17 protein-coding genes are annotated in these 15895 nt (G+C 67.0%); 7 read left to right on the forward strand and 10 right to left on the reverse strand.

What is annotated here, in order from left to right; translation table 11 throughout:
- Window positions 1-38 precede the first annotated feature (38 nt).
- On the reverse strand, window positions 39-467 hold the full coding sequence (locus tag FRANEAN1_RS27285; protein ID WP_020462988.1) for a hypothetical protein: 429 nt from the start codon (window positions 465-467) through the stop codon (window positions 39-41).
- A 393-nt stretch (window positions 468-860) separates the two neighbouring features.
- On the opposite strand from FRANEAN1_RS27285, the gene FRANEAN1_RS27290 reads away from it, so the two are divergent.
- The 6 genes from FRANEAN1_RS27290 to FRANEAN1_RS27305 all read left to right on the forward strand — a co-directional run bounded on the left by FRANEAN1_RS27290 (window position 861) and on the right by FRANEAN1_RS27305 (window position 6982).
- A complete protein-coding gene (locus FRANEAN1_RS27290; RefSeq protein ID WP_020462989.1) occupies window positions 861-1844 on the forward strand; it encodes a helix-turn-helix domain-containing protein in 984 nt (327 codons plus the stop codon).
- On the forward strand, window positions 1831-3027 hold the full coding sequence (locus FRANEAN1_RS27295) for a hypothetical protein (protein WP_020462990.1): 1197 nt from the start codon (window positions 1831-1833) through the stop codon (window positions 3025-3027). Before FRANEAN1_RS27290 ends, FRANEAN1_RS27295 begins: the two co-directional genes overlap by 14 nt.
- Window positions 2912-3400, forward strand: coding sequence for a gamma-glutamylcyclotransferase family protein (locus tag FRANEAN1_RS39660; protein ID WP_083788341.1), 489 nt, complete (start codon window positions 2912-2914; stop codon window positions 3398-3400). Before FRANEAN1_RS27295 ends, FRANEAN1_RS39660 begins: the two co-directional genes overlap by 116 nt.
- A 208-nt stretch (window positions 3401-3608) precedes the next feature.
- Window positions 3609-4781 carry a DUF262 domain-containing protein gene (locus tag FRANEAN1_RS39665; RefSeq protein WP_020462991.1) on the forward strand — a complete coding sequence of 391 codons (1173 nt, stop codon included), beginning with the start codon at window positions 3609-3611 and terminating at the stop codon, window positions 4779-4781.
- Complete coding sequence (locus tag FRANEAN1_RS41580; RefSeq protein WP_020462992.1) at window positions 4774-5328, forward strand: HEPN domain-containing protein; 555 nt, start codon at window positions 4774-4776, stop codon at window positions 5326-5328. The genes FRANEAN1_RS39665 and FRANEAN1_RS41580 overlap by 8 nt, the downstream gene beginning before the upstream one ends.
- Window positions 5329-5719: 391 nt before the next feature.
- The gene (locus tag FRANEAN1_RS27305) at window positions 5720-6982 is read left to right on the forward strand and encodes an IS4-like element ISFsp5 family transposase (RefSeq protein WP_020460342.1); all 1263 of its coding nucleotides are present in this window, start codon (window positions 5720-5722) and stop codon (window positions 6980-6982) included.
- Between the two features lie 313 nt (window positions 6983-7295).
- Here FRANEAN1_RS27305 and FRANEAN1_RS27310 read toward each other — a convergent pair whose 3' ends face one another.
- From FRANEAN1_RS27310 to FRANEAN1_RS27350, 9 genes are all read right to left on the reverse strand, one after another.
- Window positions 7296-8576, reverse strand: coding sequence for a tyrosine-type recombinase/integrase (locus tag FRANEAN1_RS27310; protein WP_020462993.1), 1281 nt, complete (start codon window positions 8574-8576; stop codon window positions 7296-7298).
- Window positions 8576-8785 carry a hypothetical protein gene (locus FRANEAN1_RS27315; RefSeq protein ID WP_020462994.1) on the reverse strand — a complete coding sequence of 70 codons (210 nt, stop codon included), beginning with the start codon at window positions 8783-8785 and terminating at the stop codon, window positions 8576-8578. Before FRANEAN1_RS27315 ends, FRANEAN1_RS27310 begins: the two co-directional genes overlap by 1 nt.
- Before the next feature lie 417 nt (window positions 8786-9202).
- Window positions 9203-10426 carry an IS4 family transposase gene (locus FRANEAN1_RS27320; protein WP_041253905.1) on the reverse strand — a complete coding sequence of 408 codons (1224 nt, stop codon included), beginning with the start codon at window positions 10424-10426 and terminating at the stop codon, window positions 9203-9205.
- A 210-nt stretch (window positions 10427-10636) separates the two neighbouring features.
- The gene (locus FRANEAN1_RS27325) at window positions 10637-10936 is read right to left on the reverse strand and encodes a hypothetical protein (protein WP_020462995.1); all 300 of its coding nucleotides are present in this window, start codon (window positions 10934-10936) and stop codon (window positions 10637-10639) included.
- A 122-nt stretch (window positions 10937-11058) separates the two neighbouring features.
- Window positions 11059-11253 carry a helix-turn-helix domain-containing protein gene (locus FRANEAN1_RS27330; protein ID WP_020462996.1) on the reverse strand — a complete coding sequence of 65 codons (195 nt, stop codon included), beginning with the start codon at window positions 11251-11253 and terminating at the stop codon, window positions 11059-11061.
- Between the two features lie 28 nt (window positions 11254-11281).
- Window positions 11282-13003 carry a replication initiator gene (locus FRANEAN1_RS27335; RefSeq protein ID WP_020462997.1) on the reverse strand — a complete coding sequence of 574 codons (1722 nt, stop codon included), beginning with the start codon at window positions 13001-13003 and terminating at the stop codon, window positions 11282-11284.
- Entirely contained in the window at window positions 13000-13212 is a 213-nt protein-coding gene (locus FRANEAN1_RS27340) for a hypothetical protein (RefSeq protein WP_041254851.1), read from the reverse strand. Before FRANEAN1_RS27340 ends, FRANEAN1_RS27335 begins: the two co-directional genes overlap by 4 nt.
- On the reverse strand, window positions 13209-14762 hold the full coding sequence (locus FRANEAN1_RS27345; RefSeq protein ID WP_020462998.1) for an FtsK/SpoIIIE domain-containing protein: 1554 nt from the start codon (window positions 14760-14762) through the stop codon (window positions 13209-13211). The genes FRANEAN1_RS27340 and FRANEAN1_RS27345 overlap by 4 nt, the downstream gene beginning before the upstream one ends.
- Before the next feature lie 124 nt (window positions 14763-14886).
- The gene (locus FRANEAN1_RS27350) at window positions 14887-15291 is read right to left on the reverse strand and encodes a hypothetical protein (RefSeq protein ID WP_020462999.1); all 405 of its coding nucleotides are present in this window, start codon (window positions 15289-15291) and stop codon (window positions 14887-14889) included.
- A gap of 222 nt (window positions 15292-15513) precedes the next feature.
- On the opposite strand from FRANEAN1_RS27350, the gene FRANEAN1_RS27355 reads away from it, so the two are divergent.
- Entirely contained in the window at window positions 15514-15894 is a 381-nt protein-coding gene (locus tag FRANEAN1_RS27355; protein WP_020463000.1) for a helix-turn-helix transcriptional regulator, read from the forward strand.
- Window position 15895: the final 1 nt, after the last annotated feature.

Here is a 15895-nt window from a genome sequence, read left to right on the forward strand (position 1 = left end):
CCCCGACGAGGTCCGGCCCATCGCGACTCTTCGTGCTGTCAGTCCTCCAGTGCCGAGGGACTCCACGAGCGTGGGCGCCGTCGCCGCCGGGTCACCTGCCGGCGCAGCGAGTCGGCCATGTCCGCCTTCCCCGCGTCGTACGCCCCGCGTTCGCCTTCGGTCATCCAGCGCCGGCCGTTGTCCTCCCCGACCGTCGCCGGGTCGAGTTCGAGCATGGAGCGCAGGAAGGAGCCCGGCAGGTGCCGCCGGGACAGCCGTACCCCCGTCGCTTCGTAGACCAGGACCGTGTCCACGTCCCCGAAGGACTCGACGAAGCGCAGGCCAGACGGCATGTCCGCCATCGCCGCGTACAGCGCCTGCGCCGACGAGCCGGCCGGTACGACGAGCGCCCAGGCGTCCGCGCCCCACGGCAGCAGGCCCACGCCCGGTTCCCCGTCCGTCTCGCAGGAGCCGCTGGCCCACGTCATCGCGAACCCCCGGACCCGCCGCGAAGATCCGTCCATGTCTGCCCCGTCATGTCCCATCGCACCCGTAGCGCCCCTCATCCGCTCACGTCGCCTCACGGCCTGGACGCCACCCCGCCCCGCGGAGATCCCGACTCGACGCGGAGCGGGGTGGCCTGCGAACAAGACTCGTCCGCATCCGATGCGTCACGAAACGTCAAGTTGGCAAGGCACGGTGTGCATGGAATCCGGCCGGTTCACCGCCTGCCGAGTGGCTGTCAGGCGCCATCCGAGCGCCAAAGCGTCAGATCAGCGGCGAACCACCCATACCAAGGTGGCATGGTGGCGCTAGTCTCTGCGTAGCGACCTGACCACCCGCTGACCCTGGCTGTCGGCCCGCACCCGAGGAGATGGCGGATGGCCCAGCCCGCCCCTCCCTACACCGTCTCGCTCGATCTCCTCGCCCGCGAGGAGTTCCGCGCCGCCTGCGAGACCCTGGACTTCCAGGCGATCTTCCGCCTGATGCGCAAGTACGACGGCGCCAGCCAGGACCGGGTGTCCTCCCCCGTCCGCGGCCTCACCCAAAGCCGGGTCAGCCGGGTCATGAGCGGCGAAAGCAACATCACCTCACTCGACCTGGTCGAGCGCATCGCCGACGCCCTACGCATCCCCGGCGCCTACTTCCGACTCGCACCCCGCCCCTGGGAAGCCGAGACGACCAGAGCCGACGCACCGCCCTCCCCTGCCCTTGCCGGCATCGGCGACCATCACCGCGCCAGCGCCTACGCGACCACGACCGCAGGCGTGAGCATGCCAGCCCCCCGCGAGCCGGCCGGAGACGTCGAGGACCGCAGCCTGACCATCGACATCGAGGTTGCCGAAGACGGATGGGCGACGCTGACCTACCGCCATGAGCTGTACAACGCCACGGCGACGCCGTTCACCAGGCTCAACAGGGAACTGTGGTTCGAGACCACCAACGGCCCATTGCAGATCGAGGCCCTGCCCTCCCCCGACCGCAACATCATCATTCAGCGCGTCCACGACACCAAACTCAGCGCCCGCTTCGCCTGCCAGGTCTTCCCAGCCATCCAGCCCGGGGAATCCGCGACCGTCGGCTACCGCAGCACCGGCGGACGGTTCGTCTACGACCACTACTGGCGTCAGTCGATCGTCCGCCCAACCGGCACGCTCACCATCCGGCTTCGCCACCAGGGCGTCACGTCGCTGACCCGATGCTCGGCGACCGAGGACCGGCCGGACGGGTCGGAGATCTCGGCGACCGAGGGTCTGTCCTTCGCCCGCGACGAGGCCGGAGTGGTCATCGAGCTGACCCGCCGGAACCTACGGCCGAACCAGTTCGTGACGCTGCGATGGGACACCGCGCATGCGTCTACGTGACGAGATCGAACAGACCCTACGGGCATGGGACGCCTACGAGAAGGCCCGGAAGGCGTCGCCGGCCATCGACTTCGACTGCGCGCCGACCCCTGCCAAGGTGACAGCGGCCCCGAGCCGCCTGGACGTCCACAGCACACTCACCCAGCTCTATGAGCGAGCCGAGCGTGACGGCGACCAGGTCTGCGCCGAGCAGCTCCGCGCCCACCTGGCCTACCTCGGCGCGTTACTCGGCGAGCGGCCCCCACTCGACGACTACCTGACCGCCACCCAGGGATGTTCCGCGGCCGGATGGCCCGAGGAGTACGTGACCGCCGTCGGTGAACGCGCCTGCACCGCTCTGGCCGACATCGGGGTTTCCTGGGATGCCACCACCGACCGCCAGCTCCGCGACGCCGAAGGACCCGTCGAGGCAGCCGACGCACCCGAGATGATCCGCGCCGCCGCCAGCGAGGCAGAGCCCGCCGTCCGCGCCCTTGCCGAAACGGACGCCCCGTACACCCTGGAGATCACGACCACCGACGTCGACGCCTACTGGGCCTACTGGCTCGACGGCACCGGCCAGGACGTACGTCTCCGCTTCAACCTGCGCAACGCGGCCTTCACCAAGGTCCGCCTACGCCAGTTCGCCCTACACGAGATCCTCGGACACGCCCTCCAGAGCGCCAGCTACACCGCCACCGCCAGCCGCACCGACGTTCCGTGGCCGCGCCTGCTGTCGGTCCACGTGCCCTATCAGGTGCTGTTGGAAGGCATCGCGCAGGCCATGCCGCTGTTCGTCACCCCCGACGACACCGCCGTGACCGCCCGAGTCCGCCTGGACCACTACCTACAGCTCATCCGCGCCGACTTGCACCGCGCCATCAACGATGGTGTGCCGGTCGCAGACTGCGCGGACCATGCCCGCGCATGCGTCCCGTTCTGGACCGCGGACACCATCGCCGACATCCTTACCGACCGCGGCAACGACCCTCAGCTACGCACCTATCTGTGGGCCTACCCCGCCGGCATCGACTGGTTCGTCAACCTTGCCGACACCGCCGACACCGAAACCGTGGGGAAGGTCTTCCGTGCCGTCTACGCCCAGCCCAGCACCCCGCACCAACTCACCCAGCTCTGGCCGACTGGCCCCCGCATCGGCGGACCCGGCGCCCCTCTTCGTCTACGGAAGCCTTCTCTTCCCTGACGTCCTGCGCGCCCTCATCGACCGCGACCCCCACCGCGTTCATGTCACCGTCGCCGGATGGCGAGTCATCGCCCTCCCAGAGCGGATCTACCCCGGCCTCATCAGCGACCAGGCCGCCACCGCCACGGGACACCTGTTCGATGACCTCACGGAAGCGGAGTGGAGCACCCTCGACGCCTTCGAAGCCGACATCTACACCGTCAGCCGCATCAACCTGGAGCACGGCCGCCACGCATGGGCCTATGCCTGCATTGAGCCCGCCGAGTTCCTCCCCGCCCAGCCGTGGAGCCCTGACGAGTTCGCCCGCGACCACCTGCCCAGTTACGTGGAGCGTTGCACCGCTTGGCGTCACCGTCACGAGCAACGCGGGTAGCCCGCACGTTGCCGAAACCCTCGTTTTAAGATCAAGATCGGTGCGGGCTAGCGCCGCGCGGCGGCTGTGCGTGGCGCTGGCGCGCCATGCTCGCCGGCGCGGCGCCACCCCGCACCACACGAAGCCCCAAACGGGTCGCCGCTGATGGGTGGCTGCGCGCCATAAGCTATTGTCCTAACCAAGATCTCCGCACTGGAAAGGGACTTCAATGGTAGAAATCTACGACGATAGTACTGACTGGTTGGATTCCGAGGAAGGCCTTGACGAAGATGGCCAGATTGATGAGTATGATCTTACTTCTACGCCCAACGATTTCAACGTTCTGACCATACAAAGTTTCATCGAATCCGGGTCGGTAAAGATTCCGGGATTTCAGCGAAACTACGTCTGGGACCTTAAGCGGGCGTCGAAACTAATCGAGTCGATTGTCATTGGCCTTCCGGTTCCTCAGGTATTTCTCTACGAGGAGGGGCGAAATTCGTTTCTGGTGATCGATGGCCAGCAGCGTCTAATGACAATCTATTACTTCGTAAGGCAGCGATTTCCAAGAAAAGAGAAAAGGGCCCAAATTCGCAAGGTCTTTAATGAGCATGGACGCGTTCCAGATGAAGTGCTTTACGATGAAGAACTATTTGAAAATTTCAACCTAAGGCTGCCCGAAGTATCGCCGGGAAAGCCAAATAAATTCTCTGGACTCAACTATGCCCGCCTAGGCGACTATCAAACCCAATTCAATCTTCGTACAATTCGAAATGTCATCATAAAGCAAGTCTCGCCAGACAATGACAATTCTTCGATATATGAAATATTCAACCGCCTGAATACCGGAGGAATAAATCTCACTCCGCAGGAGATTCGGGCGAGCCTGTATCACTCGAAGTTCTACGACATGCTATTTCGAGTGAATATGAATCCAGTATGGAGGAACATCGTCGGTCCCGGCGAGCCCGACCTCCACGTGCGTGACCTCGAGGTGCTGTTGCGAGCGGTAGCTATGTGGGAGCAGGGCGGCAACTATACGCCGTCGATGGTGAGATTCCTGAACAATTATTCGAATCGCGCGAAATCTTATTCGCCGAGCGAAGTTGAGCAGGTAGAGGAAACTCTGACCTGGTTTTTTGATCTAGCGAGGAACATTCCGCGGTCAGCCTTCACTTCCCGTGCAAACAACAAATTCAGCACACCGTTGTTCGAGTCTGTATTTGCTGCTGTATGTAACAGAAAAAGCCCAAGGAAAGATGTTTCGCTAGAAGCGTCGACGGTCGAGGCAATCAAAAATGACCCCGATTTTCTTCGCTATACTACCCAGAGAACCACTGATACCTCCAACGTAAAGGGTCGCCTAAGTGTAGCGATGAAATACGTTGACCGCTATGTCTGAAGATAATTCGACGCGGGAACCAAGCTTGGTTGAGAAGCTAAGTGGCGAGTACTCTGCGATCGCCAAATATCTCGAAGAGAATAGCGAGATATCGTTCCTCAATTCTCTAGAGTCGATGACGCCAAAAGTTCTACTACTGGCAGGAGCGAGCCATCTCGAACAGTTAATTCAGGAGGTAATACTCAACTACTATCGAGCAATTACCTCCCACAACGAAATGGCTGTCTCTTTCGTTAAAAATAAGGCCGTGACTAGGCAGTATCATACGTACTTCCAATGGACCGCGAGCAATGCAAATAACTTCTTTGCCTTATTTGGCGAGGAATTTAAAACTCAGATGAAAGAGAGGGTTAAGCGGGACGAGGAATTCGATAAACACACCCAAGCATTTCTCGAACTTGGAGCATTGAGAAATCAGCTAGTTCATGAAAACTATGCACTGTTCTCCCTCAATAAAACCAGCGAGGAAATTGTTAATCTTTATCACGATGCCCTCAAGTTTGTGGATACGATTTCCGCTTGCCTGCATGGCGGTTCCCTCGTCTAGTCTGTTGCGTGTTCAGTAGTGGGGAAGAGCCCGTTCGAAGCGGGCCAGGTTGGTTACCCTCGGGCGTCCGGGAGCCCGAGGCCGTGTACCCATCGCTGTACCCAAGCCAGTGGACGTCGGTGGACATCAACGGACAGGGATCGACGCTGAGGCCCAGGCTGCGCCGACCTGGTGGACATCGGCGGACGTCCGTGGACGGAGCGCCCGCTCCTCTTAATCCGCGGGTTCGGGGTTCAAGTCCAATGCCACTAAGTTAGAGGCCCGGTTCCGCCGTCAATCACGACACGCCAACGGACTATCATAGAATCGGCGCATTTCCCACGATGCGGAGAGCAGCTTCTACAACATGCGCCGACAGTTCGTTGATCCCGGACGTCGCTAGAATGCCGGTGTGGCGCGTCTCCCGGGGGCTCTTGAACTGCCCGCAGTTACCAGCGACCGACTGACAGATCGCATTTCTCTCGGCGTTCTCGCGCGTATCGTTCCTCGAGACCTGGTCGACGAGGTGCTCGCGGAGACGAGACGGCTGGAACAGCGGAAGAGGCTGCTACCAGCGAGAGTCGTCGTGTATTTCACGATGGCCATGTGCCTGTTCTTCGACGACGACTACGACGAAGTGATGCGCAGGCTCGTGGGCACGCTGCGCTGGCTCGGCTCCTGGAAAGGAGACTGGAAGGTCCCCAGCACCGGAGCGATCTCCCAGGCCCGGACACGTCTCGGCCCGGAACCGTTGAAGCTGCTGTTCGAACGGGTCGCCGTGCCAGTCGCCGGCCTGGGCACGAAAGGCGCCTGGCTCGGCTCCCGCCGACTTGTCGCCGTGGACGGCGTCCACCTCGACACCGCGGACACCCCCGAGAACGCCGACGCGTTCGGCCGTTTCAGCCACGGACCGAAGACCGCCGCCTTTCCCCAGGTACACGTCGTCGCGCTCGCCGAATGCGGTACCCATGCGGTCTTCGCCGCCGCCATCGGCGCCTACACCAGCGACGAACGGTCGCTCGCTGCCACGCTGTTCGACGCCTGCGAGCCGGGCATGCTCCTCACCGCCGACCGCAACTTCTACGGCTACGGCCTGTGGCAACAGGCCCTCGCGACCGGTGCGGACCTGCTCTGGCGAGTCAACGCGAACCTCACGCTCCCCGTCATCCGAGCCCTGCCCGACGGCTCCTACCTCTCTCTCCTGATCGACCCCAAGATCCCCGTCGCCAGACGTGGCCAGCTCATCGCCGACGCCCGTGCCGGCCACGCCCCACCCACAGAGTCAGCCCTACCAGTCCGAGTCATCGAGTACTCCGTACCAGACCACGAAGAAAACGGCACGAGCGAACTCATCTGTCTGATCACCAACATCCTCGACCCCACCGACGTGGCCGCCATCGAACTCGCGACCTCCTACCACGAACGATGGGAAATAGAAAGCACCTTCGATGAAATCAAAACGCACCAGCGAGGCGAGAAACGGGTCCTACGCTCCAAAAATCCCGAACTCGTCAAACAAGAGATCTGGGCCCTCCTACTCACGCACTACGCCATACGAAGCCTCATGATCGAGGCCGCCGACGAGGCCGATATCGACCCCGACAGACTCTCCTTCATGAGAACACTACGGATCACACGCCGCCAGGTCACCGACCAGGCGGATTTTTCCCCCTGACCGCCACACCCGCGCGTGGGAGCAGACCCGCACCGAGATCCTCGAACGGATCAACCCCGCCCGCCGCCACCGCACCTACCCGCGCGCTGTCCGACGAACCAGGTACAACGCCTACCGGATCAAAAAACCAACGGACAGCGGAACCCACCACCGCCAACCACCGACGATCACGCTCGCGCGACTGGCTTAACTAAGCGGCATTGGGTTCAAGTCCCTGGCGGCGCACCCGTATCTACCAGCGGTTTCACCCCTTTGGGTGGGGCCGCTGTTTTCATTGTGGCAGCCACGCTGGCAGCCACAGGTGCGCCGCACATCAGCCTTTCTCGTTTTCCTGGTTTCGGCCTTCTTCACCGTCCGTGGCCGGGGTTGTCTCCCCCCATAGAGCGGAGCCCATCCGGTCCGCCGCGTCCGTCGACAGCTCCGGTGCGACGTGGCTGTAGGTGCCGAGGGTCAGGCTGATCTGCGAGTGCCCCATGATCTCCATGACCACCCGCGGGTGGACCTTCTGCGCGAGCAGCAGGCTTGCCATCGTGTGCCGGGCATCATGCAGCCGGGCCGCGCGCACCCCGGCCTGTGACAGCAGGTCCTGCCAGGCCCGGTGGTCCGCCCGCGGGTCGAGTGGACGCCCGTTCGGCTGGACGAACACCAGCTCGTGTTCGTTGACCCACTCGCCATCGGCCGCCTGGCGCTCGGCGCGCTGTGCGGAACGGTGAGCCCGCAGGCTTGCCGCCAGGTTCTCGGGGATGACGATCGTCCGCCGGCCCGCGCGGCTCTTCGGGCGCACGATCACCAGGCCACCGCCGGTGCGACGAGGGCATCGGCGCGCGGTGCCGCAGGTCTTCGGGTCGGTACAGCCGTGCTCCCAGCGCCGCCGTTGCAGCGCCTGCCGGACCGTCAGCGTGGCCGGGGCCGCATCCAGCTTCACCGCGTCCCACGCCAGCCCCAGAGCCTCACCCTGCCTGAGTCCGAGCGCAAGGGCGACCGACCAGCGGGCCGAGTTGCGCTGTCCCTTCGCCGCGTCGAGGACGGCCCGCGCGTCCGATGCCGTGAGCGGCCGGATCTCGTCACGGTCGACGGAGGGAGGATCAACCAGCGTCGCCACGTTCCGGGCAACCCGCCCCCGCCGGTGCGCGACCTTCAGCGCCCGGGAGACGATCCGGTGCATCTGGAGCACCGTGGCCGCCGCCAGTCCTTCCTTCTCGCACCGGTGGTAGAAGGCTTCGAGATGCTCCGGGGTCAGCCGGTCGAGCCGAACCGCGCCGAGTGCCGGGACGATCCGGTTCCGCACGTATCCCCGGTAGGTCGCCAACGTCGACGGCCGCACCTTCCTCGCCGCGATCGTGTCCAGCCAGAACGTGAGCCACTCTTCCAAAGTGAGCAGCTTGACCCCGGTGACCACAGCCACGCCGTCTTCCTGCTCCCGACGCAGCGCCCGCAGCTTCTCCGCGACCTCCGTCCGGGTCTTGCCCGAGAGGTACTTCCGCTGCCGCTTTCCGTCCTTCCAGCCGAGGTCTACGGTCGCCCGCCAGCGGCCGGAGCTGTCCTTGTAGATCGCGCCCTCACCGGCGCCCCGCCGCCCCTTGCGCGCGGCCATCAGGCAGCGTCCAGCGGGTTGCCGTCGGGCCATTCGATGTTGTCGCACCAGGGGCAGCCGTAGCGGCTGTCGCCCATGTCGCAGGCGAACTTGGACTCACCGTCCGGCTGTGGGTAGAGCCGGCCCTGCCCGGTGCGGGCACGGTCGAGGTGCTCCCGGAGAGCCTGTTGCAGGCTCATCGTCGGATGTTCCTCATGGTCGGTGTGCATGGCGAAGAGGGCTCCTTGCCGAAAGAACGGGGAACGGCACTCGAGCCGCTGGTTGGCGTCGCCCGGTGCCGGTGGGTTTCCGTTCTCTGGCGTTTGGATGGTCTGCCGGGGCGCCGGCCGCGTCCAGGGCGCTGCGCGTGGCTTCGCCATCGGCCTTCGGCCGACCCTGGACCCAATGCCGTGAAGCTTAGTTTGATCTTTCCGGGATCTGGTCAGGCCGCGCGCGGGGCGAGTGGGTGGAGCCGGATCGTGGCGGGGCCCGGGTGGCGGACCGAGGCGGGTTCGTCGGGTCTCTTGACGCGGTAGCTGTTGTGCCGGGCCCGTTTGACGACCCGGGGGCAGGTGCGGTGGCGTCGTGGCGGGTTGAGCCCGCGGGTGATCTCGGTGTGGAACCTGGGTAGCCGGGCGTTCCAGTCCTCAGGGGGAAATGTCCGCCGTTCCGGTGGCGGAACGGCGGACCAGGCGCAGTGTCCGGGCGAAACCGACCCGGTCGGGGTCGATCTCGGCGGCCTCCGCGGCGCCGGCGATCAGGGCGGTGAGCGCGTACTGGACGATCAGCCAGGCCCACATCTCCTGGACCGCCAGGTCCGGCAGCCGGGAGCGCAGGACTCTCCCGGGGCCGCGTAGATGGGTCTTGAGCTGGTCGTTCGCGGTTTCCTCCTCCCAGCGCTCGTTGTATCCGGCGGCGACCTCGTCGGCACGGGCCTGACGCGGGTCGAGGATCGTGGTCAGCACGACGACCAGTTCGCCGGTACCGTTACCGGCCCGGTCGGGGATGTCGTACTCGACGACCCGGGCCAGGTGCGCCTCGTCCGGATCAAGCTCGTCGCCGGCCTTCGCGGCGGCGAGCAGCCGCTCGCGGCGCCGACCTCCCGTGATCTCCGGGTTGATCAGGACGGTGAGGAACGTGCCATCGGACAGGACCCGCACGACCGGCAGGTTCAGCCCGGTCGGGGCCCGCCAGATCAGGTCGGCGCCGGTGCCCGCGGCCAGCGCCCAGTTGTCGAACGAGTAGAACCCACGGTCGGCGGTCAGCACCTCGTCGCGGTTCAGCCGCATCAGCAGCCCGCGGGCCAGCGTCCTCTCCCCAGCCGCCCAGCCACCGACCTCGGCGGCCCGGAACGCGTGCGTCCCGCACTCCGCCAACGCGACGACCCGGATCTTCGGGAACGCCGACCGCTTCTCCCCGGTGCCGGCGTAGCCGAACTCGGCCGCGTTCTCCTCGGTGTCGGGCACGTCGACGTCAAACCCGTCGATCGCGAGCAACAACCGGCCCCGCAGCCACGCGCCACGCGTCGACAGTGTCGCGACCTGGCCCGCGACCCGCTCGAACACCTCGGCCATCACCATCCGGCCCAGCCGCTTACGCGCCTGGGTGATCCCGCTCGCGCTCGGCGGCGCCCACGCCGCGTCCCAGCAGCCGAACCGGTCCAGCGACCCGGTCACCTTCTGGGCGACCTCGGCGTAGTCGTCGTCCGGAAACAGGGACATCGCCAACGTCAGGTACGCCGTCACATGCGGTGGGAGCTTCCCGCCCGCCCGCCGCGCACCCACCCCACAGGCCGCGACGGCCTCGTCGACCGCGTCACGCGGCACCGCCGTCACCAGCACCCCGACCGACACCTGGTCCGGGGTCACCATCGAAGCCACGAACCGTGACCAAACCACCCAGCGGCACCGAGGCCACGCCGCCACGCCGTACCAACCCGCCAACCACGAACAGCGAACATCAACCATTCAAGATCGAATTAAGCTTCACGGCATTGACCCTGGACCCGTCCGACACCCCGACAGCTTTTAACGCCACCAGAGAACGGAAGAAAAATGGGGGTAGAGCAGGCAGGGCAGCCGCTACAAGCGGGGGACGCTCGCCGCCGCCGGTCCCGCCGAGGGGTTCGCACCGGCCGGGACAATTGCCGAAACTCCGGGGTCCTGCCGGAAGATCAGGACGAGGTCGACGTCTCCGAAGTGCTCCGAGAACACGGCGTCCGCGGGCATGGCGCCCAGGACCGCGGCCAGGTCGCCGACGTCCGCGCCGGGCCGGATGGTTAGCGTGTGGTCGCCGCTGTCGGTCGTACGGGTCGCGGCAAGCGGGGAGTCCCCGCCGGGGGTGCGCCACGCGCCGAAGTTGCCGGAAGAGAAGATGCTCATCAGGGCTTCGCTCCTGTTGTAGGCAGGGGTGGGGTCTCAGGTCCCGGTCGGGTGTTGGCGCACTCGCCGGGACCGCCTTGCGTCCGGGCCGGGCCGTGGTGGTGCTCGGCACCGCCTACGGGTCATGCCGCTTCTCCCTCTCCGACGACGCCGCGCAGCCGGTCGACGAACGCGACCAGGTCAGCGGCTGGAATGCGGCGCGCCCGTCCGATCCGCACGGACGGGATGTCTCCGCTGTTCATGAGTTCGTAGATCGTGGTCCGGCCGACGCCGAGGAGCTCGGCAGCCTCCGCCGGAGTCAGGAGAAGCTTGGTCACGGTTCTCTCCACGGGTCAGGGCGGACGGTCAGGCGGCTTGTGCCCTGCCCGGTGGGCCGATTGCCGGAAGTTCGTCGGGTGCGGTGCGCCGGGCCGCGTCGAGCTGTGCGCGCCAGGCGTGGCGTTGCGCGACCGCCTGCAACAGCAGGTATTCACGCCGCGGTGCGGCCGGGTCGCCGGGCCGGAGCAGCGTCCAGACGGTGCGCGCCGGGTCGGTGTCGGTCGCCGCGGCCGGGCCGGTGGCGGTGTGGCCGAGGGCTTCGAGCTGTGCCCGGATGAACGCGACGCGATCATGCTTGTGGTCGGTCAGTGTCTTGCCGGACCACTTGCGACTGACCAGCACCCGCCGTCCGCCGAAGCCGAGGGTCTCCCGCCGGTGCGCCTTGCCGCGGCAGCGGCCCGGGACGAGACCCGGTTTCGGGTTCTTCGGCTGGATCCCGTAGCGGAGCCAGTTGGCGCAGGTGGGGGCGCAAGGTTCGTAGCGCAGGGCTTCGGCGAGCCGGTCGACGTGCCGCCGTTGCCGGTCGGTGGTGGCCGCGTGGCAGGCGTCGAGGCTCTTGGTCAGGTACTTGCACAGGTAGCCGATCATGCGGCCGGTGTGCGCCGAGTTCGCGGTGAAGCCGTCCGCTTGCAGTTGAGGGCCGAAGCGCACCACGTGGGACGGTTCGTCCTCGTCTCCGACGGCGTCAAGGGCCGCGTCCCAGGTCGGCAGCGACCGGCCGGAAACCGGATCGACGTACCCACTCGTGTCGTTCGCCCAGGTCGGGAGGGCCGTGTCCGGGTAGACCGCCTGGTCGCAGGGTGGCCACCACACCTGGTGATACGTCGCTGCCGCCACCTGCCGAAGCAGGGCCCGCGGCACGGTTCCGCGGACGGCCGCGTGCAGGTGCGGGGCGAGCCGCCGTTGGGGTTCGAGCGCGGCGAAGTACTGCACATCCCAGCCCACGGCCCTACGCAGGTTCTGCCAGAACCGGTCGATCAGCTTCGGGAAGTGGATCGCGTCGCGGGCCGCCCGCCGGTAGTCGTACGAGCCCGGATCGACGGGAGTGCCGTCGGAGGTCACCCGGCCGTACGTGTCGCAGGTGAGGGTCAGGAACATCGACGGCCGCCAGGTCGTGCCGTCCGCCGCTTCGTACGTCCGACCGACGGTGCGCTTTTCCACGGGCAGCCGCGGCAGATCGGCAGCGTCCTGCCGCCGGCGGGTCGAGCGGGCACGACGTGGCCGGTCCCGGTTGTCGGGAGCGGCTTTGCCGCGGACGCCCAGGGCGTTGAGTTCGTCGTCCACCTGGTCGATAAGCGTGTCGATCTCGGCGACGCCGGCCGGGTCACTGTCCCGTTCCGCGTCGCGCCGGGCGACTTCCAGGTCCGCGCGGAACCCGGCGAGGACCTTGGCGTCATCGGACGGCGGGTCTGGGTCGGGAAGGGGTTCGTCATCGAGATGCCAGCCCGCTTTGCACTGCGCCATCCGCAGCCGCCGGGCCTTCTCCGCGCACGGCGGGCACTTGCTGGCGAGGGTCGCGCCGCAGGGCACGGGGATGATCTCGGTTTCGCCGGTGTCGAGGTTCGTGCGGCGCATGGCCATGGGTCGAACGCACACCCCGTTCTCCACGGCGACCGCTTCGACGACGGCACGGGCGAGCGGCATTCGCATCCGTGCCATCCGCGAGCCGGGCCGATCGTCACGATCGTCACGGATGGTGGGGTCGTGGGGGACGGCCGGGTCAGGGCCGGTGAGGGAGGGGAGGGTCACGCGGGCTGGTCCTCCGAGACGTCGAGATCCGGGCGGTCGAGGGTGGCCGGTTCGGTGAACCTGGTGCAGCCGCAGCGAGGACCGGTGTCGGTGGTGCCACGGCAGCGGCCCCGCCGGTGCGCGATGTAGAGGTGGGAGCAGGTGGCACACACCGGCAGGACCGGCAGCGGCGCGGACAGGTCTGGCGGGTCAGCGGCCGGGCCGGTCACGCGACCTCACCCCAGCCCGCCGGTTCGTCACCGTCGGCCGGGTCGCTGTAGGGATCGAGGTCGGGTGTCCACCCGCCGCCGGTTGCTGTCGACGGCCGGTAGGCCCAGACGGTGCGGCTGATTTCGGTGTCGTCGATGTGGGCCGCGCGGACCCGGACCGGTTCGGGCTGTCCCTCAGCGAGCACGTAGCCGACTCCGGGCAGCGACAGCGGGATCTCGTCTGCCCGAGCCCCACGGTCCCGGGCACCGGAACCGAGCACGAGATCCGGCTGTTCGGTTTCGGTCATGCGCAGGGCGACCCGGACCGGGAACAGGTCCCGGAAGGGAAGCACCTCCTTGCGTGGGTCTTGCACCGCCGCCAGGACCACGACGCCGGGGGCGCGTCCCTGGGAGAGCAGCAGCGGCAGCGCCGCCCCGATCCGCTTCTTGACGTCCCGGTCGGTGACGTACGCCGTCAGGGAGGCGATTTCGTCGACGACCACCACGATCAGCGGATCACCGACGGTGGGGGTGTGTAGTCGGGTCCGGCCGCGCAGCCGGGCGGTGCGGCGTTGCATGACCGTCACGGCGTCGTCGAGGAGATCCGCTATCTCGCCGGTGGTGGTGGCGAACCGGGCGAACAGTGGCTCACCGAACGCCAGCTCCATGCCGCCCTTGGGGTCGCAGACCCACAGCTCCACCAGCCCGGCACGGACCGCCGGGCCCAGGCCGCGGATGATCGACCACAGCACCGAGCCCTTACCCGCCCCGGTCGCCCCCGCGACGAGGACATGTGTCCCGCGGACAGGCAGGGTCCACGGGGATCCGTCCTCACAGCGCCCGACCGGTACCGCGCCCAACTCCGCGACGAGCAGGCCCGACCCGGCCCCGGGATCGTCGCCGTGGTCCTCGTCCGCCCCGTCGGGTCGGGGCCCGTCGAGGTCACCGGGGGTGACGGGGTGGACGAGGGTGTCGCGGTGGTGGAAGTGCAGCCGGACGAACCGGTGCGGTTCGGCCTGGACCTGGCAGCGCCGGGCCCGGAACACGTGCCGCAGGGCTTCGGCCTGCTCCGCCCACTGCTCCGGGGTCTGGCCGGGCAGCAGTTCCACCCGCAGCACGTCCACCGCCCGCGTCGAGCGGATCGACCGGATGCGCGGGTAGTAGTCGTCGAAGGTGACCTGATCGGCGTTCGAGGTGGGAACCCGGATCGCCAGGTCGGTATGCACCATCGCCGGCCGCCACCGTCGCCGGTACACGATCGTCAGCCGGATCCGGCCCCACACCCACTGCGCCAGCCACCCGAACGACACCGGGTGGACCCGCCACCAGGCCACCGCAGCGACGGCCAGGCCGACGAGCAGGCCCACCAGGCCCAGCAGGCCGAACCGGTGGACGAACACCAGCAGGCCGACCGCGACCGGGACGGCGATCCGGTGCCGCCAGCACCAGCGCACCCCGAGCACCAGCCCCTTACCCGCCACCGCGAGGAGCAGCATCCACAGCGGCACCCGCATCTTGTCCGGCCGGGACGGAATCCGCGGCATCCGCTGGTCACCGTAGATTCTGGACATGGCAATACCACCCTGTTTTCGAGCGCACGAAACCACAGGAAGAAGAGAAAGGGAAAAGCGGAAGGTCTCGGGAAACGAAGGAGTTGCTACGCCGCGTTTTCTGCCGGGTCGGTGTCGTGGCTGGTCATGCCGCCGCCCCCGTCCGCCGCACCGCGCCGACCTGCCGCAGCCGCAGGGCGCGCAGGGCGTAGGCCTGCTTGGGGTACTTGCCGTTGGTGTCCACCCACGCCGTGATCGTCAGCCCGTCGAACAGCACCGGCCGGAACGGCGTGCCCGGCATCGCCTCAGGCAGGACCGGCTGAACCTCACCGGGAACCTTCACCTTCAGCTCTGCCTGCCGGGCCGCCGGGTCCGGGTCCAGCACGCGCACGACCCAGACCCGCTCGCCGGTGTTCGGGTCCCGTTCCTGCGGGTCGGGGGCGTTCGCCTTCACCTTCTCGTAGTCGTTCGCCGGTTCCACGCCGAGCACGAAAGCACCGGTCGGGAACACGTCCTCAAAGCGCACGGGAATACGCCGGGGAACCGCCATGGATTCGTCAACCTCCGAGGGTCAGCCCCGCCCCCGGGTGGTCCGGGGTATGTCGGGCACACCCACCATGCACCGCTCACCGAGCGCTCGCCAAGCTTCTATACGCCTATGGATAACGCCTCGTTATAAAAACGGCCCCACCGTCATGGCAGCCTTCCGGGAAGCTCACCACACGAACTACTGTTTGGTAAACAGCAAACGATCCGGGGGTGTTGATCCACGATGGTGCGCGAGACGACGGCAGGGGACGACGGGCGGGCTGTCGGTGCCGCGATCACCGCGCGGATGCGGGAACGGCGGATGAGCCAGCAGGCGTTGGCCGCCGCGTCCGGGGTGTCGGTCGCGACCCTACGGGAACTGGCACGGGGCACCAGCAGCCGTCGCGCCCAGGACGCCACGCTCGCCGCCATCTCCCGCGCGTTGGGATGGCCGGACGACCACCTGTTGACCGTCCTTCTCGGCCGCCAGCCCGACGAGGTGCCGCTACCGGTTCCGCCGGTGGATCAGCGGATCCTGGAAGTCCTGCTCCGCATCGAACGCAGCCTTGCCACCATCGGCGCCCAGCTCAGCCCGCCCGCCGAGCGGTGCGACAGCGTCCGGTAGA

The organism is Parafrankia sp. EAN1pec (assembly GCF_000018005.1).
Lineage (GTDB): Bacteria > Actinomycetota > Actinomycetes > Frankiales > Frankiaceae > Parafrankia > Parafrankia soli.